Origin of the sequence: Streptomyces sp. NPDC048411, from assembly GCF_040704695.1 — a bacterium.
Lineage (GTDB): Bacteria > Actinomycetota > Actinomycetes > Streptomycetales > Streptomycetaceae > Streptomyces.
In genome coordinates this window covers 1-18,515 of the sequence record NZ_JBEZKL010000018.1, presented here as the reverse complement: position 1 = coordinate 18,515, position 18,515 = coordinate 1, and the positions used below count along the sequence as shown (strand labels likewise).

General features: G+C 69.0%; 13 protein-coding genes. 1 reads left to right on the top strand and 12 read right to left on the bottom strand.

Annotated features, from left to right (window positions below; translation table 11 throughout):
• Nucleotides 1–123: 123 nt before the first annotated feature.
• The 12 genes from AB0915_RS09635 to AB0915_RS09580 all read right to left on the bottom strand — a co-directional run bounded on the left by AB0915_RS09635 (nt 124) and on the right by AB0915_RS09580 (nt 17,320).
• Nucleotides 124–1,353 (bottom strand): hypothetical protein, encoded by a 1,230-nt coding sequence (locus AB0915_RS09635; protein WP_366690546.1) that lies wholly within the window; start codon nt 1,351–1,353, stop codon nt 124–126.
• Nucleotides 1,354–1,457: 104 nt separating this feature from the next.
• Nucleotides 1,458–3,383: a TIGR03960 family B12-binding radical SAM protein gene (locus AB0915_RS09630; protein ID WP_366690545.1), complete on the bottom strand. Its 1,926-nt coding sequence runs from the start codon at nt 3,381–3,383 to the stop codon at nt 1,458–1,460.
• Nucleotides 3,384–3,433: 50 nt separating this feature from the next.
• A complete protein-coding gene (locus AB0915_RS09625) occupies nt 3,434–4,960 on the bottom strand; it encodes a CYTH and CHAD domain-containing protein (RefSeq protein ID WP_366690544.1) in 1,527 nt (508 codons plus the stop codon).
• 279 nt (nt 4,961–5,239) lie between these two features.
• A complete protein-coding gene (gene rodA, locus AB0915_RS09620) occupies nt 5,240–6,430 on the bottom strand; it encodes a rod shape-determining protein RodA (protein ID WP_366690543.1) in 1,191 nt (396 codons plus the stop codon).
• Nucleotides 6,430–8,604, bottom strand: a complete 2,175-nt coding sequence (mrdA, locus tag AB0915_RS09615; RefSeq protein ID WP_366690542.1) for a penicillin-binding protein 2 — start codon at nt 8,602–8,604, stop codon at nt 6,430–6,432. The genes rodA and mrdA overlap by 1 nt, the downstream gene beginning before the upstream one ends.
• A 58-nt stretch (nt 8,605–8,662) precedes the next feature.
• Complete coding sequence (mreD, locus tag AB0915_RS09610; protein ID WP_366690541.1) at nt 8,663–9,322, bottom strand: rod shape-determining protein MreD; 660 nt, start codon at nt 9,320–9,322, stop codon at nt 8,663–8,665.
• A gap of 11 nt (nt 9,323–9,333) precedes the next feature.
• Nucleotides 9,334–10,371 carry a rod shape-determining protein MreC gene (mreC, locus tag AB0915_RS09605; RefSeq protein ID WP_366690540.1) on the bottom strand — a complete coding sequence of 346 codons (1,038 nt, stop codon included), beginning with the start codon at nt 10,369–10,371 and terminating at the stop codon, nt 9,334–9,336.
• Nucleotides 10,372–10,481: 110 nt separating this feature from the next.
• Entirely contained in the window at nt 10,482–11,501 is a 1,020-nt protein-coding gene (locus AB0915_RS09600; RefSeq protein ID WP_266361529.1) for a rod shape-determining protein, read from the bottom strand.
• A gap of 290 nt (nt 11,502–11,791) precedes the next feature.
• A complete protein-coding gene (gene ndk / locus AB0915_RS09595; protein ID WP_366690539.1) occupies nt 11,792–12,205 on the bottom strand; it encodes a nucleoside-diphosphate kinase in 414 nt (137 codons plus the stop codon).
• 304 nt (nt 12,206–12,509) lie between these two features.
• Nucleotides 12,510–12,866, bottom strand: a complete 357-nt coding sequence (locus AB0915_RS09590; RefSeq protein ID WP_366690538.1) for a DUF4233 domain-containing protein — start codon at nt 12,864–12,866, stop codon at nt 12,510–12,512.
• 4 nt (nt 12,867–12,870) lie between these two features.
• On the bottom strand, nt 12,871–14,394 hold the full coding sequence (locus tag AB0915_RS09585; protein ID WP_366690537.1) for a folylpolyglutamate synthase/dihydrofolate synthase family protein: 1,524 nt from the start codon (nt 14,392–14,394) through the stop codon (nt 12,871–12,873).
• A 304-nt stretch (nt 14,395–14,698) separates the two neighbouring features.
• Nucleotides 14,699–17,320: a valine--tRNA ligase gene (locus AB0915_RS09580; protein WP_366690536.1), complete on the bottom strand. Its 2,622-nt coding sequence runs from the start codon at nt 17,318–17,320 to the stop codon at nt 14,699–14,701.
• Between the two features lie 140 nt (nt 17,321–17,460).
• Here AB0915_RS09580 and AB0915_RS09575 point away from each other — a divergent pair, with 140 nt between their 5' ends.
• Entirely contained in the window at nt 17,461–18,456 is a 996-nt protein-coding gene (locus AB0915_RS09575) for a hypothetical protein (RefSeq protein WP_366690535.1), read from the top strand.
• Nucleotides 18,457–18,515: the final 59 nt, after the last annotated feature.

Here is an 18,515-nt window from a genome sequence, read left to right as displayed (position 1 = left end):
GCCGGTGCGGGCGGCGGGCCTTCGGGCTGTCGCTTGCCCAGTGGTTCTTCTCCTCGGTGCGGAGCGGACGCGGTGGCACGCCGCCCTCGAAATACGGGGTGGCCCGGGGGTGTCCGGTCCGGCTCACCCCTGCTTGCGCAGGGAGATCTCGGGTTCGGGCGCCGCGCTGGGCACAGTCGTTGTACTACCCAGAGTACGCGCAAGGCGGCCCACCGGTTCCCGGGGCTCGTGGACCGGGCCCTTGCCGACCAGTGCGCGCCATGCGTCGCGGCGGGCCTGCCGCACGGTCTCGCGTGCGGTGCGCAGCGCGCTGCGGGCCGCACGTCCCGCCTCGACCGCGGCGCGCTTCGCGGGGGCCCAGACCGCGTCGCGCACGACATGGCCGACCGGGGTGCACACCGTGCGGTACGCCCAGGCCATCGGGGCGCCGATGAGATGCCACGCCAGCCAGGCAAGGCCACGGCCGACGGCCCGCGAGATGTGTCCTGCGATACGCCAGGCGACGCCGATCGCGGCGGCGATCTCGCGGCCGACCGGGGCGAGGACCCGCCGGTACAGCCAGGTCACGGGGGCGACGAGCAGCGTCGTGAAGAGCCGGGCGACGGCCGCCCCGAACCCGCGGGCGGCGGCGACGGCGCCACGGGCCAGCAGGGCGGCGAGCCAGGCGATGCCGTGGCCGAGCGGGGTGAGCAGTTCCCGGTACGTCCATGCCAGCGACAGCACGACCAGGTGCTCCACCAGCCAGGTGACGGCGGTCGCGAGCGGCACCAGGAGGTAGCGCCACACGCCGACAACAGGCCGGACGAAGAGCACGGTGAGCAACAGGCCGACCGCGGTGGCGACGCCCCGTCCGGCAGGGGTGAGAAGTTCGCGGTACACCCACCGCAGCCCATGCCCGACCGGGGTGAGCACCCACCTGTACAGCCGGACCAGCGGCGCCACGACCCCGTACCGGACCACGGGCACGACCACATACCGCCACAGCGCCACCCACGGCCACACGAAGACGGCCGCGCCCAGCCATCGCAGTCCCTGCCCGACCGCGGCGGCCAGCCACCGCAGCCCGTGCCCCAGCGGGGTGAGGACCGACTCGTACAGCCAGACCAGCGGGACGACCACGAGCACCCTGCCCAGCCAGGACACGGCCCGTCCCAGGGGGCGTAGCAGGACCCGGTCGGCGGCGCGGGCGGTGGCGACGAGCGCGTCCCAGACCATCCGTACGGGCAGGACGACGACCAGCACCACGACCCGTACCGGAATCCTGATGAGCGTGGTCAGGCAGCCGTCGCCGTTTTCGTAGTGCGCGGGTGCCTGATGCCCGCCGTACACGTGGGGCTGCTTCTCCTGGTCCATGGGACACAGGACGCGAAAGGCCCGGCCCAGGGTTTCCCGGGCCGGGCCTTCGTCATCGAGTTGTCACCCGAACGGTGACGCCCTGTGTGACGCGATGTCCGGTGTTACTTGACGACCGTCAGCGGGAGCAGCTTCTTGCCCGTCGGACCGATTTGAATGTCCAGGCCGAGCTGCGGGCACACGCCACAGTCGAAGCACGGGGTCCAGCGGCAGTCCTCGACCTCGGTCTCGTCGAGCGCGTCCTGCCAGTCCTCCCAGAGCCAGTCCTTGTCCAGACCGGAGTCCAGGTGGTCCCAGGGCAGGACCTCCTCGTACGTCCGCTCGCGGGTGGTGTACCAGTCGACGTCCACGCCGAACTCGGGAAGCGTCTTCTCGGCGCAGGCCATCCAGCGGTCGTACGAGAAGTGCTCGCGCCAGCCGTCGAAGCGGCCGCCGGACTCGTAAACGGCGCGGATGACCGAGCCGACACGGCGGTCGCCGCGCGAGAGCAGGCCCTCGACGATGCCGGGCTTGCCGTCGTGGTAGCGGAAGCCGATCGAGCGGCCGTACTTCTTGTCGCCGCGGATCTTGTCGCGCAGCTTCTCCAGCCGGGCGTCGGTCTCCTCGGCGCTCAGCTGCGGGGCCCACTGGAACGGGGTGTGCGGCTTGGGTACGAAGCCGCCGATGGAGACGGTGCAGCGGATGTCGTTCTGACCGGAGACCTCGCGGCCCTTGGCGATCACATTGACCGCCATGTCGCCGATCTGGAGGACGTCCTCGTCGGTCTCGGTGGGCAGGCCGCACATGAAGTACAGCTTCACCTGGCGCCAGCCGTTGCCGTACGCGGTGGCAACCGTCCGGATGAGATCTTCCTCCGAGACCATCTTGTTGATGACCTTGCGCATGCGCTCGGAGCCGCCCTCCGGGGCGAACGTGAGACCCGAACGGCGGCCGTTGCGGGTCAGCTCGTTGGCCAGGTCGACGTTGAACGCGTCGACGCGGGTGGAGGGCAGTGAGAGGCCGATCTTGTCCTCGGTGTACCGGTCCGCGAGCCCCTTGGCGATGTCGCCGATCTCACTGTGGTCCGCGGAGGAGAGCGAAAGGAGGCCGACCTCTTCGAAGCCGGTCGCCTTGAGACCCTTCTCGACCATGTCGCCGATGCCGGTGATGCTTCGCTCCCGCACGGGGCGCGTGATCATGCCGGCCTGGCAGAAACGGCAGCCGCGGGTGCAGCCGCGGAAGATCTCGACGGACATCCGCTCATGGACGGTCTCGGCGAGGGGGACGAGAGGCTGCTTCGGGTACGGCCACTCGTCGAGGTCCATGACGGTGTGCTTGGACACGCGCCACGGCACGCCCGACTTGTTCGGCACGACGCGGCCGATACGGCCGTCCGGGAGGTACTCGACGTCGTAGAACCGCGGTACGTAGACGCCACCGGTCCGCGCGAGGCGGAACAGCACCTCCTCGCGCCCGCCGGGCCGGCCTTCGGCCTTCCAGGCGCGGATGATCTCGGTGATCTCCAGGACCGCCTGCTCGCCGTCGCCGATGACCGCGCAGTCGATGAACTCCGCGATCGGCTCGGGGTTGAACGCCGCGTGGCCGCCGGCGAGGACGATCGGGTCGTCGAGACCGCGGTCCTTGGCATCCAGCGGGATGCCGGCGAGGTCGAGGGCAGTGAGCATGTTGGTGTAGCCGAGCTCCGTGGAGAAGCTCAGTCCGAAGACGTCGAACGCCTTCACCGGGCGGTGGCTGTCCACCGTGAACTGCGGCACCTTGTGCTCGCGCATCAGCTCTTCGAGGTCCGGCCACACGCTGTACGTGCGCTCGGCCATGACGCCCTGGCGCTCATTGAGTACCTCGTACAGGATCATGACGCCCTGGTTGGGCAGCCCGACCTCGTACGCGTCCGGGTACATGAGCGCCCAGCGGACGTCGCATTCGTCCCACGGCTTGACGGTGGAGTTGAGCTCACCGCCGACGTACTGGATGGGCTTCTGCACATGCGGGAGCAGAGCTTCGAGCTGTGGGAAGACCGAATCGACAGACATCGCGAACTTTCGAGAGCCGGCAGTGGTGACCATCCAGCGTACCCCGGCGCTCAGCTTGTCAGCTCCGACCGCAATTCCGGCCGGGAGGCCCGCTCCCACACCCCGGGCAGTTCCCGTTCGCGGGCGGCCGCGTCCGCCTCCTCCCGCCCGTACAGCAGACCCCACGTGAAGGTGGACTCCCCCGCCGCGTGCGCCTGGGCGGCCACGGTGCGCAGGGCTTCGCGGGCTACGACGCTGTCCTGGTGGTCGCCGAGCACGGTCTGCACAGCCTTCATCCGCTTGGCGAACTTCTCGGCGGGCCTGCCCAGCGCGGGGGTGGCCGCCTCCCCCGCGTACCTGGCCCGCTTGGCGGCCTTGCGGGCCTCGTGCATCGCCACGTCCCGGCTCTGGCCCGCGGGGAGGTCCAGGGCGTGGCCGATCCGGGTGGCCAGCCGCGCGTAGTCCTTCAGGACGGCGCGCGGCAGGGCGTCCCGCGGGCCGCGGTCCGCGCCGGGCAGCAGCGGCGGGTCGGCGAGGAACGCGTGGAGTGTGTCGAGGAGCGTCAGATACCGCTTCCCGTCGAGTACGCCGACGGTCCGGCGCCGGGAACCTGAGCGGCGGGCGGTGGACCAGATGCGCAGGCGGCTGCGGACGGGGCCGAGGACGAGGGTGCGGGACAGGTCCGCGATCCGGGTGCGGAGCCGTTCGTCGAGGACCTCCTGGTCCCGGTCGACACCGAGCTCCGCGGCCAGCCACTTCAGTTCGTCACCGATCGGATCGGTGACCGTCCGGTCCAGGATCTTCCGGTACGTCCTGAAGGCGCTGCGCAGCCGGCGTGTGGCGACCCGCATCTGGTGCACGGAGTCGGGCAGATCGCGGCGTACGGCGGGGTCGAGGGCGACGATCGCCGTGATCTGGTCGCGTGCGTACGCCAGGACGTGGTCGCCCGCCGTCCGGGGCCGCGGCTTGCCGTCCCCCTTCGGGCGCTGCTTCTGTTTCGGGGCTGTCTCGTCGAGGGCCCTGGCCAGTTTGGACGCCGCCGCGGAGGGACGTACGCCGCCCTTGCGCAGCCGGCGTTCGACGGCGTCGAGGAAGGCGGGGTCCTGGTCGTCGGCGAGTTCGACCTCGATCTCGGTCCAGGCGGCGGTGCCGCCGCCGCCCGTGAGACGCTCGGCCCGGACCTCATCGACGCTGAGTTCGGCGAGCAGCGTGCCGTCGGCGTCGAGCAGGTGGTGGACGTCCCGGGTGGAGAGCAGCCGGACGACGGGGACGAGCTCCGTCTCGCGGACCCGGGAGCGCAGCAGCCCTGCGAGGCTGTTCGGAAGGGTGTCGGAGAGCGGGGCCTGGATCTCGTCGCGGATCCCGGAGGCGACCGGGAATTTGAGGTGCCAGCCGGCGTCGGCGCCGCCGGTGCGGCGGCGCAGGGTGAGCGCGTCGGCCGCGAGCCGGTGGTCCTCGGTGTCGTAGTAGACGGCGTCCAGCTCCGTGACGCCGCGGTGGTCCACGGCCGCGACGCCGGCCACCCGGGTCAGATCGGGAAGCCGGGTATCGACGGTGGCTTCGTACTTTCGCTCGATTTCACGCTTCGAGTCCGCCATCGGACCTACTTTCGAGTGAACCGTCGGCTTCACCCGCAGCAACGCTGAGGCGTGTTCTAAGTTGTACACCTGTCCTCGGGCAGCGGTCAGGGCTTGGCCGTCAGGAGGTTCATCTGAACCGAGTGAGAAGCCGCCCCGTTCTCGGGGCGGAGGAGTCACGAACCGAATCTAGACGCTCGCTCGCTCGCATCGCGATCGATTCCGTTCCCTGAGCAGTCCCTTGCCGGGACCTGGTGCACACCCGGTTCCGGCTAGGGACTGCACGCGGCGAGGACACGCCTACGCCGACATCGGCCGCTGCACCCGGATCGACTGGAGCAGTCCGATGGCCACCCAGACGGCGAACATCGATGACCCTCCGTACGACACGAACGGCAGCGGGAGTCCGGCGACCGGCATGATGCCGAGCGTCATCCCGATGTTCTCGAACGCCTGGAAGGCGAACCAGGCGATGATTCCGGCGGCGACGATCGTGCCGTACAGCTCGGTGGTCTCGCGGGCGATCCGGCAAGCGCGCCACAGGACGACGCCGAGGAGGACGAGGATCAGTCCGGCGCCGAGGAAGCCGAGTTCCTCGCCCGCGACGGTGAAGACGAAGTCGGTCTGCTGCTCGGGAACGAACTGGCCGGTGGTCTGGGTGCCATGGAAGAGGCCGGTGCCGGTGAGTCCGCCGGAGCCGATGGCGATGCGGGCCTGGTTGGTGTTGTAGCCGACGCCCGCCGGGTCGAGCGCCGGGTTGGCGAAGGCGGCGAAGCGGGCGATCTGGTAGTCGTCGAGCAGGCCGAGCTGCCAGACGGCGATGGCTCCGGCCGCGCCGGCGCCGAGGAGTCCGAAGACCCAGCGGTTCGACGCGCCGGAGGCCAGGAGGACGCCGAGCACGATGACGGCCATGACCATCACGGAGCCGAGGTCCGGCATCCCCATGACGATCACCATCGGGACGAGCGCGAAACCGAGTGCCTTGGCGACGGTCCGGTGGTCGGGGTACAGCTGGTCGCCGGCGTCGACGCGGGCGGCGAGGACCATCGCCATCACCAGGATGATGGTGATCTTGGTGAACTCGGACGGCTGCAGGGAGAAGCCGCCGCCGATGATGATCCAGGCGTGGGCACCGTTGACGGTGGCGCCGAGCGGGGTGAGGACCGCGAGGATCAGGAGTACCGAGAGGCCGTAGAGGACCGGGACGGCGCCGCGCAGGGTGCGGTGGCCGAGCCAGATCGTGCCGACCATCAGGGCGAAGCCGATGCCGGTGTTGAGGGCGTGCCGCAGCAGGAAGTAGTACGGGTCGCCGTGGTTGAGGGATTCCCGGCCGCGGGTCGCCGAGTAGACCAGGGCCGCGCCGATGAAGGAGAGCGCGACCGCGGAGCCGAGCATCGGCCAGTCGAGCCGGCGCACGACGGAGTCGCGGGCGGTGAGTCTGCCCCAGATGCCGCGGTCGGGGGCGTACCGGGAGACGGAGAAGCCGGCCATCAGTCGCGCCTCCCGAGCACCGCGGCGAGTGTCTGCTCCTCCGGGGTCTTCTGTGAGTTCGGGTCGTAGGGCTTGATCGTCGGGGCGTCGATCGAGCCGTCGTGCTGGATCTTGGGCAGGGACTTCTGCGGGGTGGCCAGCAGTGCCTTCTTGAGGTCCTGCTTGCCGGAGTCGTCGAGTCCGTAGATCGCGTCGTAGATGTTGCGGACGGCGGGCCCGGAGGCGCCGGAGCCCGTACCACCTTGGGAGATCGTCATGACGACCGAGTAGTCCTTGGTGTACGTGGCGAACCAGGAGGTCGTCTGCTTGCCGTAGACCTCGGCCGTGCCCGTCTTGGCGTGCATCGGGATCTTGTCCTGCGGCCAACCGCCGAATCGCCAGGCGGCGGTGCCGCGGGTCGCGACTCCCGCCAGCGCCCCCTCCATCTGCTTCAGGGTCTTGGCGCTGGCCGGCAGCTTGCCGTGCGAATGGGGCTCGATCATGCGGACGTTCTTGCCGTCGGGGCTGATGATCGCCTTGCCGACGGTCGGGTCGTAGAGCGTGCCGCCGTTGCTGATCGCGGCGTAGATGGTCGCCATCTGGATCGGGGTGACGAGGGTGTCGCCCTGGCCGATGGAGTAGTTGATCGCGTCATAGGCGTGCAGCTTCATGCCCTCGAGGCAGTTCTCGTGGGCGAGCACGGTGCCGAAGTCCTTCTTCTTGGGCCATTGCTTGCCCTGTTCGCACCAGGCGTCCTTGTTGGCCTTCCAGAAGTCCTTCTTCCACTGGCGGTCGGGGACCCGGCCGGTGACCTCGTTGGGAAGGTCGATGCCGGTCTCCTTGCCGAGACCGAACTGGTGGGCGGTCTTGAAGAACCAGTCCTTGGGGTTCTTCTTGGGCTTCAGCCCGCCGTCCTTCTGCCACTGCTGGTGGCCGAGGGCGTAGAAGACGGTGTCGCAGGAGACCTCGAGCGCCTGGCCCAGGGTGATCGGGCCGTGGCTCTGCGATTCGAAGTTCTTGTAGGTCTGGCCGTCGGCGCTGTACGAGCTGCCGCAGTTGTAGCGGCCGTCGAACGGGTAGCCCGCCCTGACGGAGGCCGCGGTCGAGATGACCTTGAAGATCGAGCCCGGTGCAGCCTGGCCCTGGATGGCCCGGTTGAGCAGCGGATAGTTGGACTTCTTGCTGGTCATCCGGGCGTAGTCCTTGCCCGAGATGCCGCCGACCCAGGCGTTGGGGTCGTAGTCGGGGTTGGACGCCATCGCGACGACTCGGCCCGTCTTGGCCTCCATGACGACGACGGCGCCCGAGTCGGCCTTGTAGTTCTGGTCGGTGTTCTTGTCGAAGGTCTTACGGGCCGTCTTCATGGCCTCGTTGAGCTCGTACTCCGCAACGGCCTGGACCCGGGCGTCGATGGAGGTGACGACGCTCGATCCGGGCTCCGCCTTGTCGTTCTTCGCCTGGCCGATGACCCGGCCGAGGTTGTCGACCTCGTAGCGGGTGACGCCGGCCTTGCCGCGCAACTCCTTGTCGTACGTGCGCTCCAGGCCGGAGCGGCCGACCTGGTCGGAGCGGAGGTACGGCGAGTTGGTGTTCTGGGCCTTGGTGATCTCTTCGTCGGTGACGGGCGAGAGGTAGCCGAGGACCTGGGCGGTGTTGGACTTGCCGGGAGAGGCGTAGCGGCGTACGGCGGTGGGTTCGGCGGTGATGCCGGGGAAGTCTTCGGCGCGTTCGCGGATCGTCAGGGCCTGCTGGGTGGTGGCCTTGTCGGTGACCGGGATCGGCTGGTACGGCGAGCCGTTCCAGCAGGGCTGCGGGGTTTTCGCGTCGCAGAGCCGGACCTTGTCGAGGACGTCCTTCGGCTTCATGTCGAGCACATCGGCGAGCCGGGTCAGAACGCTCTTGCCGTCGTCGTCCATCTTCAGCAGCTCGGTGCGGCTGGCGGAGACGACGAGGCGGGTCTCGTTATCGGCGAGGGGCGCGCCGCGGGCGTCGAGGATGGAGCCGCGGACGGCGGGCTGCACGACCTGCTGGACGTGGTTGCTCCTCGCCTCGTCGGTGTATTCCCGGCCGTTGCGGATCTGGAGGTACCAGAGGCGGCCGCCGAGTGTCAGAAGCAGGGAGAAGACGAGGACTTGGATGACGATGAGCCTGATCTGGACCCGCTGGGTCCGGCCCGTCTCCGGAATGTTGCTCACGGGGCGCCCCCGGTGGTCGGGCCGGGTGTCCGGGGGGTGCCCCCTGGGAGATACAGCCTCACAGTCGCTTGGCTCCCTTGATCCGTCCGGCCCGTGCCGACCGGTTGCGGGCGACCTTCACCCGCAGTCCGCCGCGCTGGCTGCCGATCCTGAGTCCGGTGCCGGAGGAGAGCCAGCCCGAGGCCACGTCTCCGCCGGAGGGTTCGGAGATCGGGTCGTTCTCGGTGCGTCTGGCGAGCGCCATGATCAGTGGAACGGTGAACGGCGCGAGAAGCAGATCGTAGACAGCGGCGGTGAACACCAGGCCGCCGAGGCCGACATGACGGGCGGCGGTGTCGCCGACGAGGGCGCCGACGAGGGCGTACAGCAGCGTGGATCCGATTGCGGCGGCCACGACCACGGTCATCGGCGCCAACGCGGACTTGAGCCGGCCGTTCTCCGGCCGGGCCAGTCCGGCGGCGTAGCCGATGATGCACAGGACCATGGCGTAGCGCCCGGCGGCGTGGTCGGCGGGCGGCGCCAGGTCGGTGAGGAGCCCCGCGCCGAAGCCGATCAGGGCACCGGCCACATGCCCGTACACCAGGGAAAGGCCGACGACGACGAGCAGCAGCAGATCGGGGACGGCGCCGGGGAGTTGGAGGCGTGCGAGTACGGAGACCTGGACGACCAGGGCGAACACGACCAGAACGGCGGAGAGCAGAGTCCGGTTGAAGCGCATGGGGATCAGCTCTACCTCTGCTCGTTGACCGCGTTGCCGGTGGTTCCGGTGGGGCTGGGACTCCCACTGGGACTGCCGCTCGGGGTCCCGTTGACGTTCCCCACGACCTTTCCGTTGGTATCGACGATGTCACCGTTGGGCGAGATGGTGACGGTGACCGTCGGGGTGGGGGTGGGTTTCGGTTTGGCGGGCTGCTTCGGCAGGACCATGTCGCGCGGGTCCTCGCGCGGTGCCTGGACGACGACGCCGACGATGTCGAGTCGGCTGAAGCCGACATACGGGCGGACATAGACGGTACGGGTGAGGTCGCCGCCGGACGGGTCGACGCGGACCACCTCGCCGACCGGGACTCCGGGCACGAACGGCTTGTCCTTGCTGGAGCCGAAGGTGACCAGCCGGTCGCCCTTCTTCACCTGGGCCTTGCCGTTGAGGAATTGAACGGAGATCGGGCGGTCGCCCTGGCCGGTGGCGAAGCCGAGTTCGTCGGTCTTCTCCATCCGGGTGCCGACGGTGAAGTCGGGGTCGTTGGCGAGGAGCACCGTCGCGGTGTCCGGGCCGACGGTGGTGACGCGGCCGACGAGTCCGTCGCCGTTGATGACGGTCATGTCGCGCTTGAGGCCGTCGTTGGAGCCCGCGTCGATGGTGACGGTCCAGGAGAAGCCCTGGGCCGCTCCTATGGCGATGACCTCGGCGGCCTTGATGCCGTACTGCCCGGCGGCGGACTTCTTCAGCATCTTGTCGAGTTCGCGCACCCGGTTGCGGTTGCGGTCGTCGCTGCCGAGCTTCATCTTCAGCGCGGTGTTCTGCTGCTCCAGGGCGGCAATCCGGTTGTGCCGTTCACCGGAGTCGCGGATCGCCCCTATGGCGTTGCCCACCGGATCGACGGCTGCCGCAACGCCGTTCTCGACCGGCCCGAAGGCCGTTGCGGCGGCCCGCCGGGCGCCGTCCACCGGTGACTCCTCGCCGCCGCGGATGTCCACCGTAATCAGTGCGAATGCGATGGCGATCAGCAGCACCAGGAGCAGCCGGCTCTCTCGTGTGTCCCTCACGTGCGGCGGCCGTGCCTTCCTCGTCGGAATGTTCGTGCCTGTATATCAACGATCCGCCGTATGGGGCGGCAGCGCCCGTACGGCGGACCGCTGTGTTGTCGTTCCCGGTGTTACCTGCGGGGCTGGGCGTCCAGCACCTGCTGGAGCGCCTCGAACTCCTCGACGCACTTACCGGATCCGAGTGCCACCGAGTCCAGCGGGTCCTCGGCGATGTGGATCGGCATGCCGGTCTCACGGCGCAGCCGCTCGTCCAGTCCGCGCAGCAGCGCGCCGCCGCCGGTGAGGACGATGCCGCGGTCCATGACGTCGCCGGAGAGCTCCGGCGGGCACTTGTCGAGCGTGGTCTTCACCGCGTCGACGATCGCGTTGACCGGTTCCTCGATGGCCTTGCGGACCTCCGCGGCGGAGACGACGACCGTCTTGGGCAGGCCGGAGACCAGGTCGCGGCCGCGGATCTCGGTGTGCTCGTCCTTGTCCAGGTCGTACGCCGAGCCGATCGTGATCTTGATCTGTTCGGCGGTGCGCTCACCGAGGAGGAGTGAGTACTCCTTCTTGATGTGCTGGATGATCGCGTTGTCCAGCTCGTCACCGGCGACCCGGATCGACTGGGCAGTGACGATTCCTCCGAGCGAGATCACGGCGACCTCGGTGGTGCCGCCACCGATGTCGACCACCATGTTGCCGGTGGCCTCGTGGACCGGCAGCCCGGAACCGATGGCCGCGGCCATGGGCTCCTCGATGATGTGCACCTGCCGCGCCCCGGCCTGCGTCGACGCCTCGATGACGGCGCGTCGCTCGACCCCGGTGATGCCCGAGGGCACGCAGACGACGACCCGCGGGCGGGCCAGGTAGCGGCGCTTGTGGATCTTCAGGATGAAGTAGCGAAGCATCCGCTCCGTGATCTCGAAGTCGGCGATCACGCCGTCCTTCAAGGGCCGTACGGCAACGATGTTGCCCGGTGTACGCCCGATCATCTTCTTGGCCTCGGAACCGACCGCCAGAATGCCGCCGGTGTTGGTGTTGATGGCCACGACGGACGGCTCGTTCAGAACGATGCCGCGCCCCCTGACGTACACCAGCGTGTTGGCAGTCCCTAGGTCGATAGCCATGTCACGGCCGATGAACGACATTGAGTTCCCCTTGTTCCCCATGAGGATGCGTCGGGCCTTCCCAAGAAGCGGTTATGGCTTGTTTTGGTAGGCGAGGTGAGCGCTGCGGGCGTGGAAGATTCCATCGTAGTGCCGTGTTCACGGACACCGCGCGAGGGTCCTTCGCCATTGTGGGCGGAACGGGTGGCCGTTCCACTCATGGTGACGTTAAGTCGGAGGGATGCGTTCCCGCGATCGGGGACCCTATGCCGAAGGGCGACCGAATTACTTCGGTCGCCCCGGGCCATGAGCGCTGTTTGGCTGATTCGAGGTCAGGAAAGCCCCGGAAAGAACAGCTTCAGTTCACGCTCAGCAGACTCCTCGGAGTCCGAGGCGTGGATGAGGTTCTCGCGGGTGATCGTGCCGAAGTCGCCACGGATGGAGCCGGGCGCGGCGGCGATCGGGTCGGTCGGGCCGGCCAGGGCACGGACGCCCTCGATGACCCGCTCGCCCTCGGCGACCAGGACGACGACGGGGCCGGACTGCATGAACTCGACGAGCGGCTCGTAGAACGGGCGGCCGACGTGCTCGGCGTAGTGCTGCTCCAGGGTCGCACGGTCGAGCGTGCGCAGCTCCAGCGCGGTGACCTGCCAGCCGGCTTTGCGCTCGATCCGGCCGACGATCTCGCCGATCAGCCCACGCCTGACAGCGTCGGGCTTGAGAATGACGAGGGTGCGCTGAGTCATGTGTGGCTCCTTGAGGGCATGCGGGTGCGGTGAGGCGAGGTTACAGGGGCACGGAGACGGGCCGGCGGCCGGGTTTGCCCGACGTGCCCGGCTTCAGGTTTCAGAGCCTGTCGGGTGACCTTGACCGGAAAGCGGACGCGGTCTGGTGCGTGCGATTCCAAGGCGCTGGAAGGTCCTCGGATGGGGTCTCCCCTGCTCGAACGAAGCTGAGAGCTCGGGGAAGGAGCTACTAGGGCATTTCGGCAACGCGGGAAGCGTGCGTGCCAGGGCGTGGCCGCCCGATCAGAGGTCACCCGACAGGCTCTCAGCTGCCGGCCGAGGCTTCGGTCGCCGCCTGCGCCGCCCAGCGCGCCTTCGCCTCGTCGACCTTGCGACCGTAGTGCACCGAGGCCCACCACAGTCCGCCGAAGACCAGCCCCAGGATGAACATCATCGGGACGACGAACCCGCTGGCGACGAGTGCCACCTGGAGCGCCCAGCCGAGGGCTGTGCCGCCGGGGCGGGTGATCATCCCGCAGAGCAGGACGGAGAGCAGCATGCCGATGCCGCAGACCGACCAGACGGTGGTGTTCGAGAGGTCGTCGGACTTCATGGCGACGAGTCCGGCGAAACCGATCACGAAGAATTCGCCGATCAGCGTCGACGCGCAGAGCGTACGCACAGGGTCAGTGCCTTCCCAGAAGCAGCCGGGCCTCGCCGACCGTGATCACGGAGCCGGTCACCAGGACGCCGGCGCCCGCGTACTCGTCCTCCTCCTCGGCGAGGGTGATCGCCGCCTCCAGCGCGTCGTCGAGGCGCGGTTCGACCTGGACGCGGTCGCCGCCGAAGACCTCGACCGCGACAGCGGCCAGCTCGTCGGTGTCCATCGCGCGGCCGCTGGAGTTCTGGGTGACGACGACCTCGGCGAAAATCGGCTCGAAGGCTTCGAGGAGCCCCCGGACGTCCTTGTCGTCGCTCGCGCCGACCACGCCGATCAGCCGGGAGAAGCCGAACGCCTCGGACAGCCCGTCGGCGGTGGCGCGGGCGCCCGCCGGGTTGTGGGCCGCGTCCAGGACGACGGTCGGGCTGCTCCGGACGACTTCGAGGCGGCCCGGCGAGCGGACCGAGGCGAAGGCCCGGCGGATCGTGTCGATGTCGAGCGAGCCGGGCTGCTCGGCGCCGATGCCGAAGAACGCCTCGACCGCGGCGAGCGCCACCGCCGCGTTGTGCGCCTGGTGGGCGCCGTACAGCGGGAGGAAGACCTCCTCGTACTCGCCCCCGAGGCCGCGCAGCGTCAGAAGCTGGCCGCCGACCGCGATCTCGCGGGAGACGACGCCGAACTCCATGCCCTCGCGAGCGACCGTGGCGTCGACCTCGACGGCCTTCTTCAGCATGACCTGCGCGGCGTCGACCGGCTGCTGGGCCAGGATGACGGTGGCGTCCTGCTTGATGATCCCGGACTTCTCACCGGCGATCTCGGCGGGCGTGGCGCCGAGCCGGTCGGTGTGGTCCAGCGAGATGGGGGTGACGACGGCGACCGAGGAGTCGATCACGTTCGTCGCGTCCCAGCTGCCACCCATGCCGACCTCGACGACCGCGACGTCGACCGGCGCGTCGGCGAAGGCCGCGTACGCCATGCCGGTCAGCACCTCGAAGAAGGAGAGCCGGTAGGGCTGCTGGGCGTCGACCATCTCGACATACGGCTTGATGTCGTTGTACGTCTCGATGAACCGCTCCGGGTCCATCGGCGAACCGTCCAGGCTGATCCGCTCGGTGATCGACTGGACGTGCGGCGAGGTGTAGCGGCCGGTGCGCAGCTCGAAGGCGCCGAGCAGGGCCTCGATCATGCGGGCGGTGCTGGTCTTGCCGTTGGTGCCGGTGATGTGGATCGACGGGTACGCGTGCTGCGGCTCGCCGAGCACGTCCATCAGTGCGGCGATCCGCGACACGGACGGTTCGAGCTTCGTCTCGCCCCAGCGGCCGGCGAGCTCCTGCTCCACCGCGCGCAGCGCCTTGTCCACCTCCGGGTCGGCGGGTCGGGCGGGGACCTCGTCACCCGGGACCGGTCCCGAGACCGTGCGCAGGGTGCGGCTGCCGGCCTCGATCACCGCCAGGTCGGGGTCGCGTTGGGTCGCTTCGTCGACGATCTCCGCGAAGGTGTCGTCGGACTCGGACGCGTCGTGCCGGTCTGAAGGGCGGGGCTCACTCACGGGTCCCAGTCTACGGATCGGGACGGACATCCGGCGCGGGGCCCGGCAACGGTCACGAATCGCCCTCCCGAGCCGCTGACGGCACGACGCGCCCAGGGGGCACATGATGGTCCCTGCCCTCTGGGCCTGACTGCGGCGCCCGAGCGGTGCGCGCCCCGGAGTCCGGGCGGACGGCTGCCCTGTACCGGACACGCCGTACGAGCCGCTGCCGCGGACCCGGCCGCGGCGCGGGCGCCGGAACGGGTACGGCGAAGCCCCCGTGTCCCTGGTCGGTCAGGGGCACGGGGGCTTCGCGCTCAGATCATCAGCTCTGCGGCAGGTTCGCCAGCTGAGCGGTGATCCGCGTGATGTCCGCGTCGGCCTTGGCGAGCCGGGTACGGATCTTGTCGACCACGTTGTCCGGAGCCTTGGCCAGGAACGCCTCGTTGCCGAGCTTCGCGCCCGCCTGGGCCTTCTCCTTCTCGGCGGCGCCGAGGTCCTTCGTCAGGCGCTTGCGCTCGGCCTCCACGTCGATGGTGCCGGACAGGTCGAGGGCGACGGTGGCGCCCGCGACCGGCAGCGACGCGGTGGCGTGGAAGCCGTCACCGGCGGGCTGCAGGCGCAGCAGCTGGCGGATGGCCGCCTCGTGCGGGGCGAGCGCCGTGCCGGTCAGGGTGAGCTCGGCCGGCACCTTCTGGCCGGGCTGGAGGCCCTGGTCGGAGCGGAACCGGCGGACCTCGGTGACGACCTGCTGGACGAGCTCGATCTCCTGCTCGGCGGCCGCGTCGCGGAAGCCGGAGTCCTTCGGCCAGTCGGCGATGACGACGGACTCGCGGCCGGTCAGCGTGGTCCAGAGCGTCTCGGTGACGAACGGGACGACCGGGTGCAGGAGCCGCAGCATCACGTCGAGGACCTCGCCGAGGACCCGGCCGGAGACCTTCGCCTGCTCGCCACCCGCGAAGAACGTGGTCTTCGACAGCTCGACGTACCAGTCGAAGACCTCGTCCCACGCGAAGTGGAAGAGCGCCTCGCTGAGCTTGGAGAACTGGAAGTCGTCGTAGAACGCGTCGACTTCGGCGACGGTCTTGTTGAGCTTCGACAGGATCCAGCGGTCCGTCGCCGACATCTGCGACGGGTCGGGCAGCTCGCCCTCGATCGTGGCGCCGTTCATCAGCGCGAAGCGCGTGGCGTTCCAGATCTTGTTGGCGAAGTTGCGGGAGCCCTGGACCCAGTCCTCGCCGATCGGGACGTCGACGCCCGGGTTGGCACCGCGCGCCAGGGTGAACCGCAGGGCGTCCGAGCCGTACTTGTCCATCCAGTCGAGCGGGTTGACGACGTTGCCGAACGACTTCGACATCTTCTTGCCGAACTCGTCACGGACCATGCCGTGCAGAACGATGGTCCCGAAGGGCGGGACACCATCGTTGACGTACAGGCCGAACATCATCATCCGGGCGACCCAGAAGAAGAGGATGTCGTAGCCGGTGACGAGGACGGAGTTCGGGTAGAACTTCGCGAGGCTGTCGGTCTGCTCCGGCCAGCCGAGCGTGGAGAACGGCCACAGGCCGGAGGAGAACCAGGTGTCCAGGACGTCGCTGTCCTGCGTCCAGCCCTCGCCCGTGGGGGCCTCGTCGTCCGGTCCGACGCAGACGACCTCGCCGTTCGGGCCGTACCAGACGGGGATGCGGTGACCCCACCAGAGCTGGCGCGAGATCGTCCAGTCGTGGAGGTTGTCGACCCAGTCGAAGTACCGCTTCTCCATCTCCTGCGGGTGGATCTTGACCTTGCCGTCGCGGACGGCGTCACCGGCCGCCTTGGCGAGCGGGGCGACCTTGACCCACCACTGGAGGGACAGCCGGGGCTCGATGGTGGTCTTGCAGCGCGAGCAGTGGCCGACGGAGTGGAGGTACGGACGCTTCTCGGTGACGATCCGGCCCTCGGCGCGCAGCGCGCCGACGATGGCGGAGCGGGCCTCCAGGCGGTCGAGTCCCTCGAAGGGGCCGGGGACGGTGATGACCGCGCGCTCGTCCATGACCGTGAGGAACGGCAGGTCGTGGCGCTTGCCGATCTCGAAGTCGTTCGGGTCGTGCGCGGGCGTCACCTTGACGGCGCCCGTGCCGAACTCCGGGTCGACGTGGTGGTCTGCGACGACGGGGATCGTACGGTCGGTGAGCGGCAGCTTGATGCGCGTGCCGACGAGGTGCTTGTAGCGCTCGTCGTCGGGGTGGACGGCGACGGCGGTGTCACCGAGCATCGTCTCGGCGCGGGTGGTGGCGACGACGATGGTCGCGTCACCGTCGCCGTACTTCATGGAGACGAGCTCGCCGTCGTCGTCCTGGTACTCGACCTCGATATCGGAGATCGCGGTCAGACACCGGGGGCACCAGTTGATGATGCGTTCGGCGCGGTAGATCAGCCCGTCGTCGTACATCTTCTTGAAGACGGTCTGGACGGCGGTGGAGAGACCCTCGTCCATGGTGAAGCGCTCACGGGACCATGCGACGCCCTCGCCGAGGCGGCGCATCTGTCCGGAGATCTGGCCGCCGGACTCGTTCTTCCACTGCCAGACGCGCTCGACGAAGGCCTCACGGCCCAGGTCGTGGCGGGACTTGCCCTCCTTGCCGAGCTCACGCTCGACGACGTTCTGGGTGGCGATGCCGGCGTGGTCCATGCCGGGCTGGTACAGCGCCTCGAAGCCCTGCATGCGCTTGCGCCGGACAAGGGCGTCGATCAGCGTGTGCTCGAAGGCGTGCCCCAGGTGCAGGCTGCCCGTGACGTTCGGCGGCGGGATGACGATGGAGTACGGCGGCTTCTCGCTGTGCTCGTCGGCTTCGAAGTAACCACGTTCTACCCAGCGCTCATACAGCTTCCCCTCTACCTCGGCCGGTGCGTACTGGGTCGGCAGTTCGGGGTTGCTGGCTGGCGTCTGCTGAGTGTTCTCGGTCACGGGGGACAGTTTAGGGCCGCCACAGTCGTGTACTGAAACTGGTTTGTCGAGTAACGGTGTGACTCCCGTTGCTCCACGCGGGTGAAGCTTCCGTCAGGATGTTCGGAACGCATAAGCATGACGAACAGGGGACACCGCAGATGAGCTACAACCAGCCGGGCCCGTACGGCGGCCAGCCTCCGCAGGGCCAGCCCGGACCGTACGGCGGCCAGCCTCCGCAGGGTCAGCCCGGCCCGTACGACCAGCAGCCGGGCCCGTACGGCCAGCCGCCGCAGGGCGGCCAGCCGGGTTACGGGTACCCGCAGCAGGCCCCCCAAGGTGTTCCGCAGCAGCCTCAGCCGGGCTACGGGTACCCGCAGGCCCAGCAGCCGGGCCCGTACGGCCAGCAGCCCCAGGCTCCGTACGGCCAGGCCCCATACGGCGGCCAGATGCCGATGCCCCCGGCCCCTCCGAAGAAGAAGACCGGCCTGATCATCGGCGGCGCGGTCGTGGCGCTGGCGGTCATCGCGGGCGGGGCGTACTTCCTGACGTCGGGCGGCGGCAGCAACACGCTCAGCGACGACGGTCCGCACAAGCTGGCCACGCCGGCGAAGGTGTTGGGCGAGTACAACCGCTTCGGCGGTGACAACTCGGGCGTGAAGCAGGACGACAAGACCACGAAGGAACTGACGGCCAGCGGCATCGAGAACGGCAAGGCCGTCACCGGGATCTACTCGACCGCGGATCTCAGCAATTTCGACCCCAGCGATCCAAGTACCGCGCCCGACATCGCAACCGCGAAGGGCATCACCTATATCGGTGCTTACGGCAAGGTCAAGGACCCTGCCAAGGCGCTGGACACATTCTTCGCCACGCTGAAGAAGAGCGCATCCGAGGACTCGAAGAAGGACACCCAGCTGGTCGGCGAACCGGAGGAGGTGTCTCCCTCCGGCTTCGAGAACGGCATCATGAAGTGCCAGGCCGCCAAGGGCAAGGACGCCGCGTCCGGCAAGTTGAAGACCGACTGGTTCTGCGCCTGGTCGGACTACAGCACCATGGCGATGGTGTCACCCGGCGACGCCACCAAGAACATCGACAAGGACACCGCTGCCAAGATCACGACGGATCTCCGCAAGGAGATCCGCGTCAAGGAGTAGGTTCCCGAACGCCGAAGGGGCGCCCGGCCCCGTGAAAAGCCCGGGCCCCCCGCGGGTGA